Origin of the sequence: Nanhaiella sioensis, assembly GCF_046557775.1 — a bacterium.
Classification (GTDB): domain Bacteria; phylum Bacillota; class Bacilli; order Bacillales; family SM2101; genus Nanhaiella; species Nanhaiella sioensis.
In genome coordinates, this window is sequence record NZ_JBKAEG010000001.1 from 3,048,640 (window position 1) to 3,065,736 (window position 17,097).

The 17,097-nt window shown below is 33.8% G+C and carries 15 protein-coding genes; 12 read left to right on the forward strand and 3 right to left on the reverse strand.

Features of this window, described 5'->3' with window-relative positions; genetic code table 11:
- Position 1: 1 nt before the first annotated feature.
- Together pulA and V1503_RS14175 are read left to right on the forward strand one after the other, a co-directional pair.
- Positions 2–2,158, forward strand: a complete 2,157-nt coding sequence (gene pulA / locus V1503_RS14170; RefSeq protein WP_410627743.1) for a type I pullulanase — start codon at positions 2–4, stop codon at positions 2,156–2,158.
- Between the two features lie 226 nt (positions 2,159–2,384).
- Positions 2,385–3,170 carry a phosphotransferase family protein gene (locus V1503_RS14175; RefSeq protein WP_214481674.1) on the forward strand — a complete coding sequence of 262 codons (786 nt, stop codon included), beginning with the start codon at positions 2,385–2,387 and terminating at the stop codon, positions 3,168–3,170.
- A gap of 319 nt (positions 3,171–3,489) precedes the next feature.
- Here V1503_RS14175 and V1503_RS14180 read toward each other — a convergent pair whose 3' ends face one another.
- Positions 3,490–3,768, reverse strand: coding sequence for a YtzH-like family protein (locus V1503_RS14180; RefSeq protein WP_214481673.1), 279 nt, complete (start codon positions 3,766–3,768; stop codon positions 3,490–3,492).
- Between the two features lie 192 nt (positions 3,769–3,960).
- On the opposite strand from V1503_RS14180, the gene trmB reads away from it, so the two are divergent.
- Positions 3,961–4,599 (forward strand): tRNA (guanosine(46)-N7)-methyltransferase TrmB, encoded by a 639-nt coding sequence (gene trmB, locus V1503_RS14185; RefSeq protein WP_410627746.1) that lies wholly within the window; start codon positions 3,961–3,963, stop codon positions 4,597–4,599.
- A gap of 89 nt (positions 4,600–4,688) precedes the next feature.
- A complete protein-coding gene (locus V1503_RS14190) occupies positions 4,689–5,531 on the forward strand; it encodes a YtnP family quorum-quenching lactonase (RefSeq protein WP_410627748.1) in 843 nt (280 codons plus the stop codon).
- Positions 5,532–5,819: 288 nt separating this feature from the next.
- On the opposite strand, the gene V1503_RS14195 is transcribed toward V1503_RS14190, so the two are convergent.
- Positions 5,820–6,122 (reverse strand): PepSY domain-containing protein, encoded by a 303-nt coding sequence (locus tag V1503_RS14195; RefSeq protein WP_320256642.1) that lies wholly within the window; start codon positions 6,120–6,122, stop codon positions 5,820–5,822.
- 358 nt (positions 6,123–6,480) lie between these two features.
- On the opposite strand from V1503_RS14195, the gene V1503_RS14200 reads away from it, so the two are divergent.
- From V1503_RS14200 to murC, 8 genes are all read left to right on the forward strand, one after another.
- Positions 6,481–6,618 (forward strand): hypothetical protein, encoded by a 138-nt coding sequence (locus V1503_RS14200; protein ID WP_320256643.1) that lies wholly within the window; start codon positions 6,481–6,483, stop codon positions 6,616–6,618.
- Positions 6,619–6,729: 111 nt separating this feature from the next.
- A complete protein-coding gene (locus V1503_RS14205; RefSeq protein WP_410627750.1) occupies positions 6,730–7,806 on the forward strand; it encodes a M42 family metallopeptidase in 1,077 nt (358 codons plus the stop codon).
- Positions 7,807–8,009: 203 nt separating this feature from the next.
- Entirely contained in the window at positions 8,010–8,519 is a 510-nt protein-coding gene (locus V1503_RS14210; RefSeq protein ID WP_410627752.1) for a hypothetical protein, read from the forward strand.
- Between the two features lie 416 nt (positions 8,520–8,935).
- The gene (locus V1503_RS14215) at positions 8,936–9,247 is read left to right on the forward strand and encodes a thioredoxin family protein (protein ID WP_214481667.1); all 312 of its coding nucleotides are present in this window, start codon (positions 8,936–8,938) and stop codon (positions 9,245–9,247) included.
- Between the two features lie 66 nt (positions 9,248–9,313).
- Positions 9,314–10,111: a DUF1444 domain-containing protein gene (locus tag V1503_RS14220; RefSeq protein ID WP_410629439.1), complete on the forward strand. Its 798-nt coding sequence runs from the start codon at positions 9,314–9,316 to the stop codon at positions 10,109–10,111.
- Positions 10,112–10,231: 120 nt separating this feature from the next.
- A complete protein-coding gene (locus V1503_RS14225) occupies positions 10,232–12,583 on the forward strand; it encodes a DNA translocase FtsK (protein WP_410627755.1) in 2,352 nt (783 codons plus the stop codon).
- A gap of 95 nt (positions 12,584–12,678) precedes the next feature.
- Positions 12,679–13,779, forward strand: a complete 1,101-nt coding sequence (locus tag V1503_RS14230; protein WP_410627757.1) for a nicotinate phosphoribosyltransferase — start codon at positions 12,679–12,681, stop codon at positions 13,777–13,779.
- Between the two features lie 378 nt (positions 13,780–14,157).
- Positions 14,158–15,456, forward strand: a complete 1,299-nt coding sequence (gene murC / locus V1503_RS14235) for a UDP-N-acetylmuramate--L-alanine ligase (RefSeq protein ID WP_214481664.1) — start codon at positions 14,158–14,160, stop codon at positions 15,454–15,456.
- A 264-nt stretch (positions 15,457–15,720) separates the two neighbouring features.
- Here the strand turns inward: murC and V1503_RS14240 are convergent, their stop codons facing one another.
- A complete protein-coding gene (locus V1503_RS14240) occupies positions 15,721–16,836 on the reverse strand; it encodes an aminopeptidase (RefSeq protein WP_410627759.1) in 1,116 nt (371 codons plus the stop codon).
- Positions 16,837–17,097 lie beyond the last annotated feature (261 nt).

Consider the following 17,097-nt stretch of genomic DNA (forward strand, 5'->3'; position numbering starts at 1 on the left):
TTTGTTACAGATTAGACGTACCTATGAGGCATTTTTAGATGAAATGAATTTGATCACGATTATTATGCCAAAAATATATAGACAAGGGTTGTCTAACTCTTTTACACTCCAAGGTGACGAGGATGTTAACGAACCATTACAAATTTGTTCTACATTTGATGATCGTTTGTATATAAAGTATGAATGTAAAGCCGCTTGCCATATAGAAGTAGGTAAAGCATATGCTGTTTATGATGATGAAGGCTGTAGTACTGATTTACAGGTTGGGGCTGTTATTAGAACAGCTAAATTTGATGAGCTATATGCTTATGATGGGAATGATTTAGGAGTTACATTTTCTAAAGAATACTCACTATTTAAATTATGGGCTCCAAGTGCAACGAAGGTGAAATTAAAAATAACGAATCCCATCGATCACGAGAAGAAATATTACGAGATGAATCGTGGAAATCATGGAGTATGGGATTTACTAGTACATGAAGACCTAGAAGGTATATATTACTCATACCTTGTTTGTGTAAATCTTATTTGGAAGGAAGCCATCGATCCGTATGCTGTAGCTTTATCTGTAAATAGTGAGTATGGTGTCATTGTCGATTTAAATAAAACAGCTATGCAAGATTATAAATTGCCACCTTTAGAGCATGCAACAGATGCGGTTATTTACGAAGTCCATACACGGGATTTTTCAAAACATCCTAATAGCGGTATTAACGAGAAAGGTAAGTATAAAGGACTAATTGAATCACAAACTTCTGAAAGTAGTGGTTCATATACAGGACTTTCTTACTTGGTAGATTTAGGAGTTACACATGTAGAACTTATGCCTTGTAATGATTTTGCTGGTGTGGATGATCTTACTCCAGAAAAAACATATAATTGGGGATACAATCCACTGCACTATAATGCTCCAGAGGGTAGTTATTCTAGTAATCCTCAAAACCCTTATAATCGTATTAATGAGTTAAAAAAAGTTATTACTACTTTTCATAAAAATGGCTTAAGAGTCGTGTTGGATGTCGTATATAACCACGTATATATTCGAGAACAATCATCGTTCGAAAAAATTGTGCCAGGGTATTTTTTTCGACACGATGAGAATGGGCTTCCATCAGATGGAACGGGTGTTGGCAATGATATTGCTTCAGAACGACGAATGGTGAGAAAGTTCATTATTGACTCTGTTCTCTTTTGGCTTAATGAGTATCATGTTGATGGCTTTCGTTTTGATTTAATGGGTATTTTAGATGTTGATACGATGAATAGAATTAGAACAGCTGTAGATAAGATTGATTCAAGTATCATTTTATTTGGAGAAGGATGGGATTTACCAACATCACTGCCAACTGAAATGAAAGCTACAATACAAAATGCAAAAAAACTCCCTAGAATTGGACATTTCAATGACCAATTTAGAGACCGTATAAAAGGTAGTACTTTTAAACTTGAGGATAAAGGATTTTCTTTAGGTAATAGCTTTCAACTCGATAAGGTTAAGGAAGTTATTACGGGAAGTATAAGCTATGATCAAGCTAAGAGTGGTATGTTTGATGAACCTGTACAATCAATTAATTATGTAGAATCACACGATAATCATACGATGTGGGATAAGATGATTAAAAGCAACCCAGATGAAAATGAAGAAACTCGAATGAAAAGACAGCGCTTAGCTACAGCAATCGTACTCCTATCGCAAGGTATTCCATTTGTTCATAGTGGCCAAGAATTTTTTCGTACTAAATTGGGTGTTGAAAATAGTTATAAATCACCTGATGAAATCAATTGGCTGGACTGGGATAGAAAAGGCATATATGAATCTAGTGTGCATTATACGAAAGGATTGCTGTTACTCAGAAAAAAGCATCGCGCCTTTCGATTTCCTGACTCCAGCCTCATTAGAAAACATTTAAAGTTTATTTCAGATAATGATCAAGTAATTGCTTACCAATTGCTTGATGTTGGTAAATATGGTCAGTGGGCATATATAACTGTTATACACAATAATAGTAAAGATGAACAATTGGTTAAAATTGATAGTGGAGAGGTTTGGGAAGCTATTTGTCATGGGGATAAAACAGGTATTACACCGCTAGTAAAAATGACAGGAAATCAAATAATTGTACCATCAATTAGTACATTGGTATTAATTCGTAATTAGAACTTGTTATTTTTACTTGACTAAAAAAGTAAAAGAGATATAAAATTTAAAGGATGGCTATTATTAAATACTCATATAGCCGTCTTTTTTATTCTAATGAAAAATAAGTATAACTTTATCTGAGCTATTTTTCGTAGTTCATCTAAGAATAGATATAGCGCCTATCCCCAAGAGGTGACTTTTCTTATACAAGACGACATGTGTGTTGACATTGAGGGTGAAATAGTTGGAGCATATATTAGGTAATGAGTGGGAGATATATCCTGCTGGTGGAGCAACTGGAGAAGCGTACTTTGCTCGATTCAATGAACGAAAATTATTTTTAAAACGTAATTCTTCACCATTTCTAGCTGTGTTATCAGCTGAAGGAATCGTACCTAAGTTGGTATGGACAAAACGTATGGCAAATGGTGATGTAATTACAGCTCAACAATGGTTGAATGGTCGCGAGTTAAAGCATGCGGATATGATTGATATTAGAGTTGTGGATTTATTAAAGAAAATTCATAACTCGACAGAATTATTACGGATGCTTACACGGTTAGAGAAAAAACCACTGTTACCAGAGATGATTATAAATGAACTGTTAATTTATTTTCCTATTGAAGAAACAGCAATTCCGGACATCAAGTCTGCGATAACATTTTTACAAGAAGAGCTTCCAGCTATAGAATACAATAATAAAGTTGTTTGTCATTGTGATATTAATCATAATAATTGGTTATTATCTGAAACAAATGAACTTTATTTAATTGATTGGGATGGAGCGATGATAGCTGATCCTGCTATTGATATAGGTATGCTATTGTACCGTTATATTCCAAAGCATGAATGGAGTTCATGGCTTGAGCGTTACGGAATAGAACTGACTTCAAATTTACATGCACGAATGAAGTGGTACGTTATCGCTCAAACATTAATGTCTATACATTGGTATAAAACGAAGAATAAAGAAAAAGAATTTCAAAACTGGTTAAGCTATTTAAATGAACTTTTAAATATTGATAAATAAAGGCAATCGGATTAATTTCCGATTGCCTCATATTATGTGATATAACAAAGGTTTTGTCATAAACTTTGTAGCTGTTGTTACTAATAATAGACAGTTTAAAGAGGTTGATAAAAATGCCACCAACGCTAGATGTATACTTGCTTATATCTAAGGGCAAAAAGCTACAATTAATGTGAAAACAGCCAATTAAATTAGAATAGTAACAAATGACTTTAATCAGTTCTCATCTTTTTAACAAGACAAGATGTAATGAACGCAGGGTTGTACGTGTCTATTCATTTGTACGAAAAGGAACAATCAATGCAATAAGAGCAATGGTTTATGTTAATTGTGTAATATCATCAACCCATTGAGACAACTCTTCTCGATGTGTAGAAATATGATTTTCTAAATTATGGCTGTTCTTTCCGCTTTGACTGTAACTATATATGTTCTCGAATGTGTCATTCAATTTTAATTGACTGTTTGTGTTATTCATTAACGATTTAACAAGACGTTCTACTTGTTCACATTCTGAAACTGTTCCACAGCAATCGGATAGATGGTTTTCTAATATATCTTTTAATAAATTTATTTGATGATTTTGGTCTAGAGGCATTATGACACATCCTTTATGTGATTTTGAAAATGATTTATTGTTAGTGTTAATGATATATGCAAGATCTTCATTATCTGAGAGGGATATAAACCTTCAATAGTAGGATAAAGCTAATGACAATGAATGATTAAAACCACGCTTTTCTTAAAGTATGTAATAAGACAGTTTTTATTCAATATGGAGGGAATTATCATGCGTTTACGTAATAAACCTTGGGCAAAAGAGCACCTACTTCAATATCCTCAATTTGCAATACAACACCCTGAGAATAATCGAGGGAAATGGCATGAGGTTTTTGGAAATAAGAATCCAATTCATATTGAAGTAGGAACAGGAAAAGGAAATTTTATTACAGAAATGGCGAAGGAACATCCACATATAAATTATATCGGGATTGAGGTCTATGAAAGTGTAATCGTGTCAGCACTTGATAAGCTAATTGAGGCTGATCTTCCTAATGTTAAAATAATTAATGCAAATGCAGTTGATTTAGTAGAGCTTTTTGCTAAGGGTGATATTGAAAGAGTTTATTTGAATTTCTCTGATCCATGGCCAAAAAATCGACATGAGAAACGTAGGTTAACATACCAGTCATTTCTGCAATTATATGAGAATTTATTAGTTGACGGTGGAGAAATTCATTTTAAAACAGATAATCAGTCATTATTCGAGTACTCATTAATGAGCTTTTCAAAATATGGCTTGCAGTTAACTTATGTTAGTTTGGACCTTCATAAAAGTGATTTTGAAGGCAATATTATGACTGAATATGAACAAAAGTTTTCAGCTAAAGGACAAAGGATTTACCGGTGTGAAGTGAAATATTTATGAAATATGAGAGATAGACACATATGAGAACTCATATGTGTCTATTTTTGCTCTAAGTGTTAAAATGTATTAAAAAGGAGAGGTGGGATAATATGGAGCAATTACGTCTTGGAAATTTTACATTAACATGGTTAAATGGTGGGGTAACTCATCTGGATGGTGGAGCTATGTTTGGTGTCGTACCAAGGCCTCTTTGGTCAAAGAAATACGCCGTAAATGACTTCAATCAAATTGAATTAAGGACTGATCCGATTTTAATTCAATATGAACATAAAAACTACTTAATAGAGTCTGGGATCGGGAACAATAAATTAACGAGTAAACAATTACGTAATTTTGGAGTAATTGAAGAGTCATCAATAGATCAATCCTTAGCAAAGCTAAATTTAACAACAGCCGACATTGATTTTGTATTAATGACACATATGCATTTTGATCATGCCTGTGGATTAACGAAGTGGGAAAACGATAAGCTTATTCCTACATTTCCAAATGCACAAATAATTACATCTGAGGTTGAATGGCATGAAATGAAGCATCCTAATATACGTTCAAAAAACACATATTGGGAAAACAATTGGGTACCCATTGAAACACAGATTAGAACATTTACTGATGAAATTGAACTCGTCAAAGGTTTGAAGATGATTCATACTGGTGGTCATAGTGATGGCCATTCAATTATTGTCGTCGAAGAGGGAGACGAAATGTTAATACATATGGCAGACTTAATGCCAACACATGCACACCAAAACCCATTATGGGTAATGGCATACGATGACTATCCAATGAATTCTATTGAGCAAAAGCAGGAATGGATGCAGCATGGAATGAAAATGGGAGCATGGTATAGCTTTTACCATGATGCATTATATCGAGCGATAAAATGGGATGAAGTGGGAGAGGTTATTTCTACAATTAAAAGAGAGAAATGAGTAAGGTCACATATTCCCAATCACCTTTGAGTTAATTGAACTTTTTAATAGGATCTTAACGGAAACTACATGTCCCTTATTTACAAAATTACAACAGCAGGTTATATGTGTAGCTATCTCTTTATAGAAGTAAAGATGCGACAAAACTCAAGCTATGTACGTTGTAATTGTATTTACAGTAAATGAAAATAACAAGCTTATGCGAGCACTGCTATCTAAAATAGCGAGTTTCACCATTTCTATTCACTTATAGTATAGGAAATGGTGAAACTGATCTATGTACGTTAGTTAAACTACTTCTAATATGGTACCTGTTTGTGCATCAACAATAAATGTATATTGTGTGCTTTGCCCATCCTCATTTCTACTAATACCGCCCTCATATACTCTGTAATTAATATGATCCTTTTTTATACTCTTTGGGGACATATTGATCCAAGATCCATTAATACTACCATTTTCCTTAAAGGTATCTTTCACTATTTTTAGCGCTTTTTCAGGTGATAATAAAGTGTTTGACATTGAATTTTGAATAACATATGCTCCTGCTAGTCCAACACCAATACCAAGGATAAACTTTTTCCAACCCATCTAAAATCTCTCCTTTGCAAATAAAAGTAGTGTCATTTCTTTTAAGCAATATTTAGACGATTACGCTATTTTTCAGAAACGATATTTCTCTCTTTTAGATAATTCTACTAATATGTGTAATTTTAATCAAATGAAGGATATACAGTGTTTGTTGTGGATGAGCAAGGGTCTATCACTTTTATTATTGTCCAGCACCAGTGCCAATCCCCTCTAGTCGTTTCACTAATTCACCCGAAGGCAAAAAGTGCCTTTATGTGAATTAGTTCCAACGCTTGTTAGGGATGAGTAAGGCACTTCCGTATTTATTTAAGTATACAAAACTGTTTGCTTAATTGTAAGGATTTTGAAGTGAAAAAGGTTGAAGTGGAAACAATATAAAAAATTCGCTACAATGAACGATGTACAAACTAAATATAATGTTGCAAAGTTTTCATCTGAATTATTCGAAGAGAGTATACTTGGTGTACGTTTGACAAGAAATCTATTAATGATTTAGTAACCCCTGATTTTTGACGAATGAAGAGTGAGATATTATGCATTAGCACATTTAATACAATTTAAGAACTTCAACGACAAAAGAAATAGCACTAAAGAGAGGAAAATGAAAATGAATAAAGACACACTAGATTTGTTTAAAACTTTAACGGAATTGCCAGGAGCACCTGGGAATGAGCATGCAGTTCGTCATTTTATGCGACAAGAAATTGAAAAATATTCAGATGAGATTGTGCAAGATGGACTCGGTAGTATTTTTGGTGTTAGAAGAGGGGATAAGAATGGTCCAACTATAATGGTAGCGGGACATATGGACGAAGTAGGCTTTATGGTAACCCAAATTACTTCTAGTGGACTTATTCGTTTTCAAACACTAGGTGGTTGGTGGAGTCAAGTGTTACTTGCACAACGTGTACAGATAATTACTGACAATGGTCCAGTTATTGGTGTAATTAGCTCAATTTCACCACATTTGTTGGAAGAGGAACAAAGAAACAAACCAATGAAAATTAAGGATATGCTAATCGATATTGGTGCAGACAACAGAGAGGATGCTTTGGAAATTGGAATTAGACCAGGTCAACAGATAGTGCCTTTCTCTCCATTCACACCTATGGCAAATAGTAAAAAGATACTGGCTAAGGCATGGGATAATCGGTATGGATGTGGACTTTCGATTGAATTATTAAAGGAGCTAAAAGGTGAACAATTACCTAATGTTCTTTATTCAGGAGCAACTGTACAAGAAGAGGTAGGATTAAGAGGTGCACAAACAGCAGCAAATATGATAAAACCAGACCTCTTTTTTGCTTTAGATGCCAGTGCTGCCAATGATACTACAGGGGATAAAAGTGCTTTTGGGCATCTTGGACAGGGAGCACTTCTCAGAATATTTGATCGCTCTATGATCACACATCGTGGTATGCGAGAATTTGTTTTAGATACAGCAGAATCAAATAACATTCCTTATCAATTTTTTGTTATGCCTACAGGTGGTACAGATGCAGGGAGAGTCCATATGTCTAATAACGGTGTACCTTCAGCTGTAATTGGTATTTGTTCACGCTATATTCATACTCACGGTTCGATTATTCATGTCGATGATTATGCTGCAGCCAAAGAGCTAATCGTAACATTAGTAAAAGCGTGTGATCAAACAACGGTTGACACAATACGTAATAATAGCTAGGAAAGATATTTTCTCCAATAGGACTTTTCTATGATTATTACAAAATTAGTAAAGCTTTTGTCATACTCAATAATAGAAAGTTATGATAGTATATAGGGTATGGTTTAGGTATTTTGTCTGATAGAGGATGACCTATGTAGAAGAACAATAGAATTCATTTATAGCCAATCATCTTGTTTTTCAAAGGAGGAGAAAATAATCATATGAAAAAAATATTTAGTGTACTTTTCATAAGTATCCTTTCTCTTGTGCTATTTGGTTGCAATGCTTCAATAGAAGAAGAAATTACACAAACAAAAGATCAAATGACAACATTGTCTCAAAGTGAACCTTCAGAACCAAATAAGAGTAATGAACAATTTTCCTATTTTTTGCCGGATAATATGAGGATAGAAGATGATGAATCGTTAAATAATATTGTATTTATCGAAGGTAAACAGCAATATATATTATTTGTTAATCCTCAAGAGGATGTAAAAAGTAAGGTATTGTATGAGGATATTAAGAAATCTAGTGGTGACAACATAATTGATGAGACAATAGAAAGTGATGAGGATTTTACCTATACTGTAGTGAATCAAACAGAAGATAAGTCGTATGAAGTAACTGTTGGAATTGGAGGAGTTAAAATGACGACCGTTACTAAAGCGAATGCTATCTCTGAGAGTGCTGAAAAAATGTTGAATATTGTAAAATCAGTATCTGTTAAATAGTTTTTTTCTGAAAAGTGGGGAATTCGAAATGGCAGCTGTCATTAGAATTCCTTTTTTTGTTAGTCTCCTATTCTTATTAAATTGGACAGTATGATGAGTTTTAAGTGAGCTCATAATTGTAAGGGGAGAAAAAGTTCCAAGTTAAATCAAGGTAATAACCAATGGCTGTTTTCACATTGATTGTTGCTTTTCTTTCTAAGGTATAAGCACATATTCATAAAGCAGTTAAACTTTTTATGTTATCTCATACGAGCACAAGGTAAAAAGAGCTTCATTGGTTTAAAACTACGTTTTTTTAGGCTAAATAAGTCCACTTTGTTTTTCTTAAGTACTGTTTACTTGTATGAGATTAATTAGTTTGGTATGATCCGAATTAAGAAAATGAAATGATGAAACATAGGGGGCATGAATTTATTATGCAAAAGTTAGAAAGTGTACAGCAGTACAATGAGGTTATTCAAAATGATAAAGTGATTCTCATGTTTTCAGCAGACTGGTGTCCTGATTGTAGAGTAATCGAACCTGTTCTTCCAGAAATTATGGAAAAATATAATACTTACTCATTTTATTATGTAGATCGGGATAAGTTTGTAGATTTATGTGTGGAATTAAATATATTTGGTATTCCTAGCTTTCTTGCATTTCACAATGGTGAAGAAGTTGGTCGGTTTGTAAGTAAAGATAGAAAAACAAAAGAAGAGATTGAGCAGTTTATTAATGAATTGTAAATAAATCTTTATAACCTGAACACATGAGATTATAAGAGAGAAGGGCGAGGTGGGATAAAGTTGAAGATGGACAGTAACAAAATGAGAAATAAGCTTACTGAAAGATTATCCCGTCCCAATTGGAACATAGTTTACGATCGCGAAAAGGATAATCTACGTATAGAAGATGTAAAAACTAAAAAAGGGCTAACTCTTTCATTACCTGGAATTATATCAAAATGGGAAAATGAGAAAGAAAAGGCGATCGATGAGGTTGTTTATTATATCGAGGAATCGCTAACAGTTATGAATGAGCAGCTACATTTAGAAGGGAAAGAAAAGAATATTTTCCCGGTCATTCGCTCAACATCTTTTCCAACGAAATCAAATGAAGATTCTAAATTAGTATTTGATGAACATACTGCGGAAACAAGAATCTTTTATGCACTCGATTTAGGAAAGACGTATCGGTTAATAGATGAAAAAATGTTAGATCAAGAAAATTGGAATATTGATCAAGTAAGAGAAATTGCAAGATTTAATGTGCGATCCTTAGACGTCCCAGTTAAAGAAGATCAAGTTGCTAATAATATTTATTATTTTATTAATTCTAATGATGGTTATGATGCGAGCAGGATATTAAACGAGCGGCTTCTACAAACATTTGACGATAAAATAGAAGGAACGATGGTCGTTGCAGTACCACATCAAGATGTATTAATAATAGCAGATGTTAGAAATGAAACTGGGTATGATGTACTAGCTCAAATGACAATGAGCTTTTTCTCTAACGGGAGAGTCCCTATCACTGCACTTTCTTTTTTATATGAACAAGGAGATTTAGAACCGATATTTATTTTAGGGAAAAATAAGCGACAACATTAAATTTGTCAAAGATAGATCTGATTTTTAGTCACTAGTCCAACTAGTGGCTTTTCTTATTTACTCCTTCGTTGTACACTAATAATAAGTGAGAGTAGAAAGTTAGTAATGAAAGAGTGATTTATGATGAATTGGATAAAAAAATTTTTCCAGCCTGATGAAGAGGAAATTGCTAACGAACATAATAGTAATGAAGAACTAACAAATGTCCGATACAATAGCAAAATCGAAGCTAAAATGACATATAAGTATCCAAAAGGAAAATTTCGTTTTCCAGTCATCCCTGATGAGGAAGTTAGGTCATCTGCAAAAACTCCATCACCAACACCTGTACAAGAGGAAACAAATATTAAACATCAAACGAGCAACAGGTCTCGTAAAGTTACGATCCAAAAAGAAATTAAAAAAACGCCCTTTCGTCCAACAGAAGTGGCTTCACCAATTTACGGTTATGCTCCTCGGGAGGACCAAGAAGTTGTAGAGATTGAAATACCGGCCACTAAAGTTGAAGAGGTGCTATCTTCTGAGGATATGATTACAAGTATTACAAGTAATCTTGAAATAAAACCTGAACCGATTAATGTGCTCTCAGATGCAGACATTGCAAGTGATGAAAAAGATGAGCAGGTAAATCAAGATTCCGAGTCTAGAATTACTGATATGAGTTCGAGCGATAACAACAATGTACAAGAAGAACAAGTGGATAATGAAGTTCAAGATATTCAAACGACTAATCATCATTCAAATGACGAGACAAGCAGTCGTTTTCAGCCTAAGAAAAGAAGTCGAATCCCCTTTAATGTTATCATGCTCAAACAGGATAAGAAGAAGCTTAAAAGCGATAACAATAAAACAGATAACAATAGAACAGATAACAATAGAACAGATAACAATAGAACAGATAACAATAAAACAGATAACAATAGAACAGATAACAATAAACCAGATAACAATAGAACAGATAACAATAGAACAGATAACAATAAAACAGATAACAATAGAACAGATAACAATAGAACAGATAACAATAAAACAGATAAAAAAAATGGGTCATACCTTTTTCCACAAATCTCTTTATTACATAATCCACCTGAACAACAAACGGAAAATAGCGAATGGCTCAACCAACAGCGAGAATTATTAGATCATACGTTAGCTAATTTTAAAGTAGGAGCTAGTGTTGTTAATGTGACACAAGGACCATCGGTTACTAGGTTTGAAGTTCACCCGCAGCCGGGTGTTAAAGTAAATAAAATAACGAATTTAGCAGATGATATCAAATTAAGTTTGTCTGCGAAGGATATTCGTATCGAAGCACCAATACCAGGGAAAAATACTATTGGTATAGAAGTGCCCAACATAAAAAGTAAACCGGTGTATCTACGCCAAATAATAAAAAGCAAGCAGTTTACAGAGCAATCTTCAGCATTAACAGTTGCACTCGGATTGGATATTTCTGGAACTCCGATTGTTACTGATTTAAATAAAATGCCTCATGGTCTTATTGCTGGAGCAACTGGCTCAGGGAAAAGTGTTTGCATCAATGCGATGTTAATTAGTTTACTTTATAATGCAGCACCACATGAAGTAAAATTATTATTAATTGATCCAAAGATGGTTGAATTAGCGCCGTATAATCATATCCCGCATTTAGTTAGTCCTGTTATTACCGATGTAAAGGCAGCGACAGCAGCATTAAAGTGGGCGGTAGAGGAAATGGAGCGTCGATATGAATTATTTGCTCATAGCGGTGTAAGGGACATTAATAGATATAACGAATTGGTGAAAAATAAACGAGAAGCAAGTGGAGAATTACCTTATCTAGTAATTATTATCGATGAATTAGCTGATTTAATGATGGTATCACCAGGTGATGTTGAAGAAGCGATTTGTCGTATCGCTCAAAAAGCAAGAGCATGTGGGATTCATTTAATAGTCGCAACTCAACGTCCTTCAGTTGATGTAATTACTGGCTTAATTAAAGCAAACATACCTACTAGAATCGCGTTTTCTGTATCGTCTCAAGTTGATTCTCGAACAATTATTGACACGAGTGGAGCGGAAAAGCTATTAGGTAAAGGTGATATGTTATTTTTAGAAAACGGTTCATCAAAGACATTACGTGTTCAAGGAAATTTTGTATCTGATGATGAAATTGAGCAAATAGTTGGCCATGTGAAAAATCAAATGAAACCTTCTTACATTTTTGAAGAAGAAGAGCTGTTAAAAACAAGTGTTGTTAACGACAACAGTGATGATTTATTTTTACCAGCTTGTGAGTATGTAGTTGAACATGGTGGTGCTTCTACTTCAGCATTACAACGGAGCTTTCGAATTGGCTATAATCGTGCTGCCCGTTTGATCGATATGATGGAGGAACAAGGAATAATTTCAGAGGCAAAAGGAACAAAGCCGCGTGATGTTCTAATTACAAGAGAAGAGCTTAGCTTGTTACAAGAAACTAGTACATCCTAAAAAGAAATGGTATTCTGAATAATATAAACTAGTAGCAATAGCTTATGTTTGCGTATTATGATACATATTAGAATGATATAAGGAGTTCCTTAGGTATGAAAGAAATAGAATTAAAGTTACAAGGGAAAATTAGCAGGCTTACTAATCAGACATTTAAGTTTGACGAACGTGTAAAAGACGGATGGTTTTCGGCTGTTTATTTTTTGAAAACAAAAGAAATCATTGAAAAGTTTAAGCCCGATAATATTGTTACGATGCAGTTCTTTCAGAAAAATCATGCAGTTTTATGTGGTACGGATGAAGTGATTGCACTATTAAATACTTTTGTTGATAATCCAAAAGAACTAGAAGTTTATTCTTTGAAGGACGGTGACAAAATTAGTCCTTTTGAGACGGTGTTAACCGTAACTGGTCCCTATCAAAGTTTTGGTTATTTAGAGGGAATTATTGATGGCATATTAGCACGAAGAACATCAGTTGCTACTAATGTATATAACGTTGTAAAAGCAGCGGGATTATCTGGTATACAAAAGCCAATTATATTTATGGGTGATCGTGATGATCATTTTACACAGCAAGCGGGGGATGGATACGCAGCTTATATAGGTGGTTCCACTGCACAAGCTACTCATGCGATGAATGAGTGGTGGGGTAAAAAAGGTATGGGAACGATGCCACATGCTCTTATCCAGTTATTTGATGGTGACATTGTTGCAGCGACGAAAGCATATCATGATGTTTTTCAAGAAGAAGAGCTTATAGTATTGGTCGATTATAATAATGACAGTATAGTTGATGCTCTAAAAGTTGCTAGAGAGTTCGGAGAAAAACTGAAAGCTGTTCGAGTTGATACATCAAGAACGATGATTGACCAATATTTTGTTAGACATCCTGAAGTCCTTGGTACGTTTGATCCAAGGGGAGTAAATCCTCCACTTATCTTTGCCTTAAGGGAAGCACTTGATCGAGAAGGATTTGATCATGTGAAAATAGTTGTAAGTGGTGGATTTAATGAAAAGAGAATTAATGAATTTGAAAAACAAAATGTACCAGTGGATATATATGGTGTCGGGAGCAGTTTATTAAAAATCCATATTGGTTTTACAGGAGACAACGTTTTACTGGATGGAGTTCCCCAAGCTAAAGTAGGACGACGTTTTAGACCGAATGAAAGACTTGAAAAGGTTGAACTATAATAACAAAAGACCCTTTTCAAATAGGTGTTGTTTTTCGTTTTTTTTTAAAACGAAAGTATCAATCTGATTTTTTTATATTTTTCCAATAGCAGTAGACGATTATTTAAAACGACTTTACTATTTTAATTTAGTAACATAGCATCCAAGTATTAGTAAAGAGCCTAATAACACTTACTTTTTTAGAACAATTCTACTTTAACTGAAGATGGTTTTATAACTGTAAGTATCTGTATTACAAATTACATGGTTTTCATCTACAATCAATGGTATAATGTTCAAATATGAAATCATTGAGGTTTAATGTTTTCAAAGGTTAGCAAATCTAGATAAGTGTCATATACTGTCTTACAGATATACGAAAAGTTGGAGGTTCTTCATATGACAGTTTACCATTTTGTCGGTATTAAAGGTACTGGAATGAGTCCGCTAGCTCAAATACTTCATGATATGAATTACGAGGTTCAAGGCTCTGATATTGATAAGCGTTTATTTACACAACAAGGACTTGAAGAAAGAAGAATACCATTTTTTTCTTTTGATAAGGAAAATATTAAGCCAGATCATACTGTAATTGCTGGTAATGCTTTTCCTGATACACATGAAGAATTAGATGCAGCGAATAAATTAGGCGTACCAGTCATAAGATATCACCGTTTTTTAGGTGATTTTATGCAGAAATTTACTAGTGTTGCAATTACAGGATCTCATGGGAAAACATCTACAACTGGACTTTTATCTCATGTAATGAGAGGCGCACATCCTACTTCATTTTTAATTGGTGATGGTACTGGAAAGGGAGTAGAAAACAGTAGATATTTTATTGTGGAAGCGTGTGAATATCGACGCCATTTCCTTTCTTATTATCCTGATTACGCAATCATGACAAATGTTGATTTTGATCATCCTGATTATTTCTCAAATGTGGATGATGTATTTGATGCGTTTCAAGAATTAGCATTACAAGTTCAAAAAGGAATCATTGCGTGTGGTGATGATGAACATTTACAAAAAATTCAAGCTAAAGTACCAGTATTGTACTATGGCTTGAATGATGATAATGATTTTCAAGCTAGAAATGTAGAAAAAAGTTCTGATGGAACCACGTTTGATGTATTTGTTAGAAATACTTTTTTCTCATCTTTTAAGATACCTACTTTTGGTGATCATAATGTATTAAATGCCCTTTCAGTCATTGCTTTATGTCATTATGAAAATATTGATTTAGCTGTTATTAAAGAGCAACTTCAAACATTTGAGGGTGTGAAAAGAAGGTTCAGTGAAAAGAGAATAGGTAATCAGGTATTGATCGATGATTATGCGCATCATCCGACAGAAGTGAAAGCAACGGTAGAGTCAGCAAGGCAAAAATATCCTGACAGAGAAATTGTCGCTGTGTTTCAACCGCATACGTATACTAGAACCAAAACTTTCTTAGATGAATTTGCTACTAGCTTACAACTTGCTGACCAAGTATATTTGTGCGATATTTTTGGATCAGCCCGTGAAAACCAAGGTAAGCTTTCTATCTTTGATTTACAAGCAAAGATAGATGGGAGCATGTTAATAAATGAGAAAGAAATTGAACGATTGAAGCGTCATGAAAATAGTGTGCTGTTATTTATGGGTGCTGGTGATATTCAAAAGTTTGAAGAAGCATATGAAAAGACAATTAAATAAACACGCATACAAATTAGAGCTTGTGGCATAGCGTCTCTTATATACCATGGCTGTACGTAAAGCCACATCGTTCTCTTCAAGAAATATTTAATTTTACAGTAGCAACCTAAATAAATGACCAAGCAATTTACTAATATATACACATACACTAAACGCTCAGAGCTTATGCTCTGAGCGTTTTTAACGGTTAGTGTAGTACGCTTTTCTTTTAAAATAATGGTGAAGCTTGCAGAAGTATCCAAGGTGATTCTGCTTTGTTAGTGTTTATTTAAGATTTTCTGGATTTAATGCTTCAAGTTCTGGGATAACGAAACGACCATCCTTACGAATGAGGACATCATCGAAATATATTTCTCCACCTCCATATTCAGGGCGTTGGATCATGACCATATCCCAATGAATATTTGAGCTGTTCCCATTATATGCTTCATCGTAACATTGCCCAGGAGTAAAGTGGAAGCTACCATCTATTTTTTCATCAAATAAGATATCTTGCATTGGATGTTGGATGTATGGATTTACACCAATTGCAAATTCACCTACATATCTAGCACCTTCATCAGTATCAAAAATTTTATTTATTCGTTCATTATCATTAGAGGTTGCCTCGATTATTTTGCCATCTTTAAATGTAAGCTTTACATTTTCATATGTAAAACCTTGGTATGGAGATGGGGTATTATAAGTAATTGTTCCGTTTACCGATTCCCGTACAGGGGCAGTATAAACTTCACCATCAGGAATATTTCTGAGGCCAGCACATTTAACTGCTGGAATATTGTCAATAGAGAAAGTTAAATCAGTTTCTACACCCGTTATTCGAACCTTGTCAGTTTTATTCATTAAATCGACTAAGCTATTCATGGCAACGGCCATTTTACCATAATCTAAATTACAAACATTAAAATAGAAATCCTCAAACGATTCAGTGCTCATTTTCGCTAATTGAGCCATTGAAGAGGTTGGATAACGCAATACAACCCACTTTGTTTTTGGTACACGTATTTCTCGATGTACTTTATTTAGTATTGTGTTTCCGTATACTTTCATATTTTCATCAGGGACGTCCGATAATTCATTAATGTTATTACCTGAGCGAAGGCCAATATAAGCATCCATATCTTTCATCACGTTTGCTTCATAGTCAGCTATCATATTATAGTGCTCATCTTCTGCTCCCATTAATAATGCACGGTCAACTTGTTGATCCTTTAATGAAACAAATGGTTGACCACCTGCAGCATATGCTTCTTTAACTAATGCTACAACAAGCTCTTTTTCCAGTCCGAAATTCTCTATTAGAACCTTTTCACCCTTTTGTAAACTAACGGAATAGTTTATTAAATTTTTAGCCAATGTGTTAATTCTTGGATCCTTCATGATAAATTCCTCCAAATTGTTTTAAGAATTGTGAAGCAACATTGTTTAACTCAAAACCTTATATAAAGTATATACATAATGTTACTAACAGATTAATACAATTAATTGATCTTGAGCTATCCTATATTATTGTAACCGAAAATATTTGTTTTGTATTACTGAAATACTACGAGTATCAATTTAATAAATACAAAAATGTAACTTTATACATTTTTAGAGAGGAACATAATAGACATACGTCGAATTTAAAAGATAATTAGG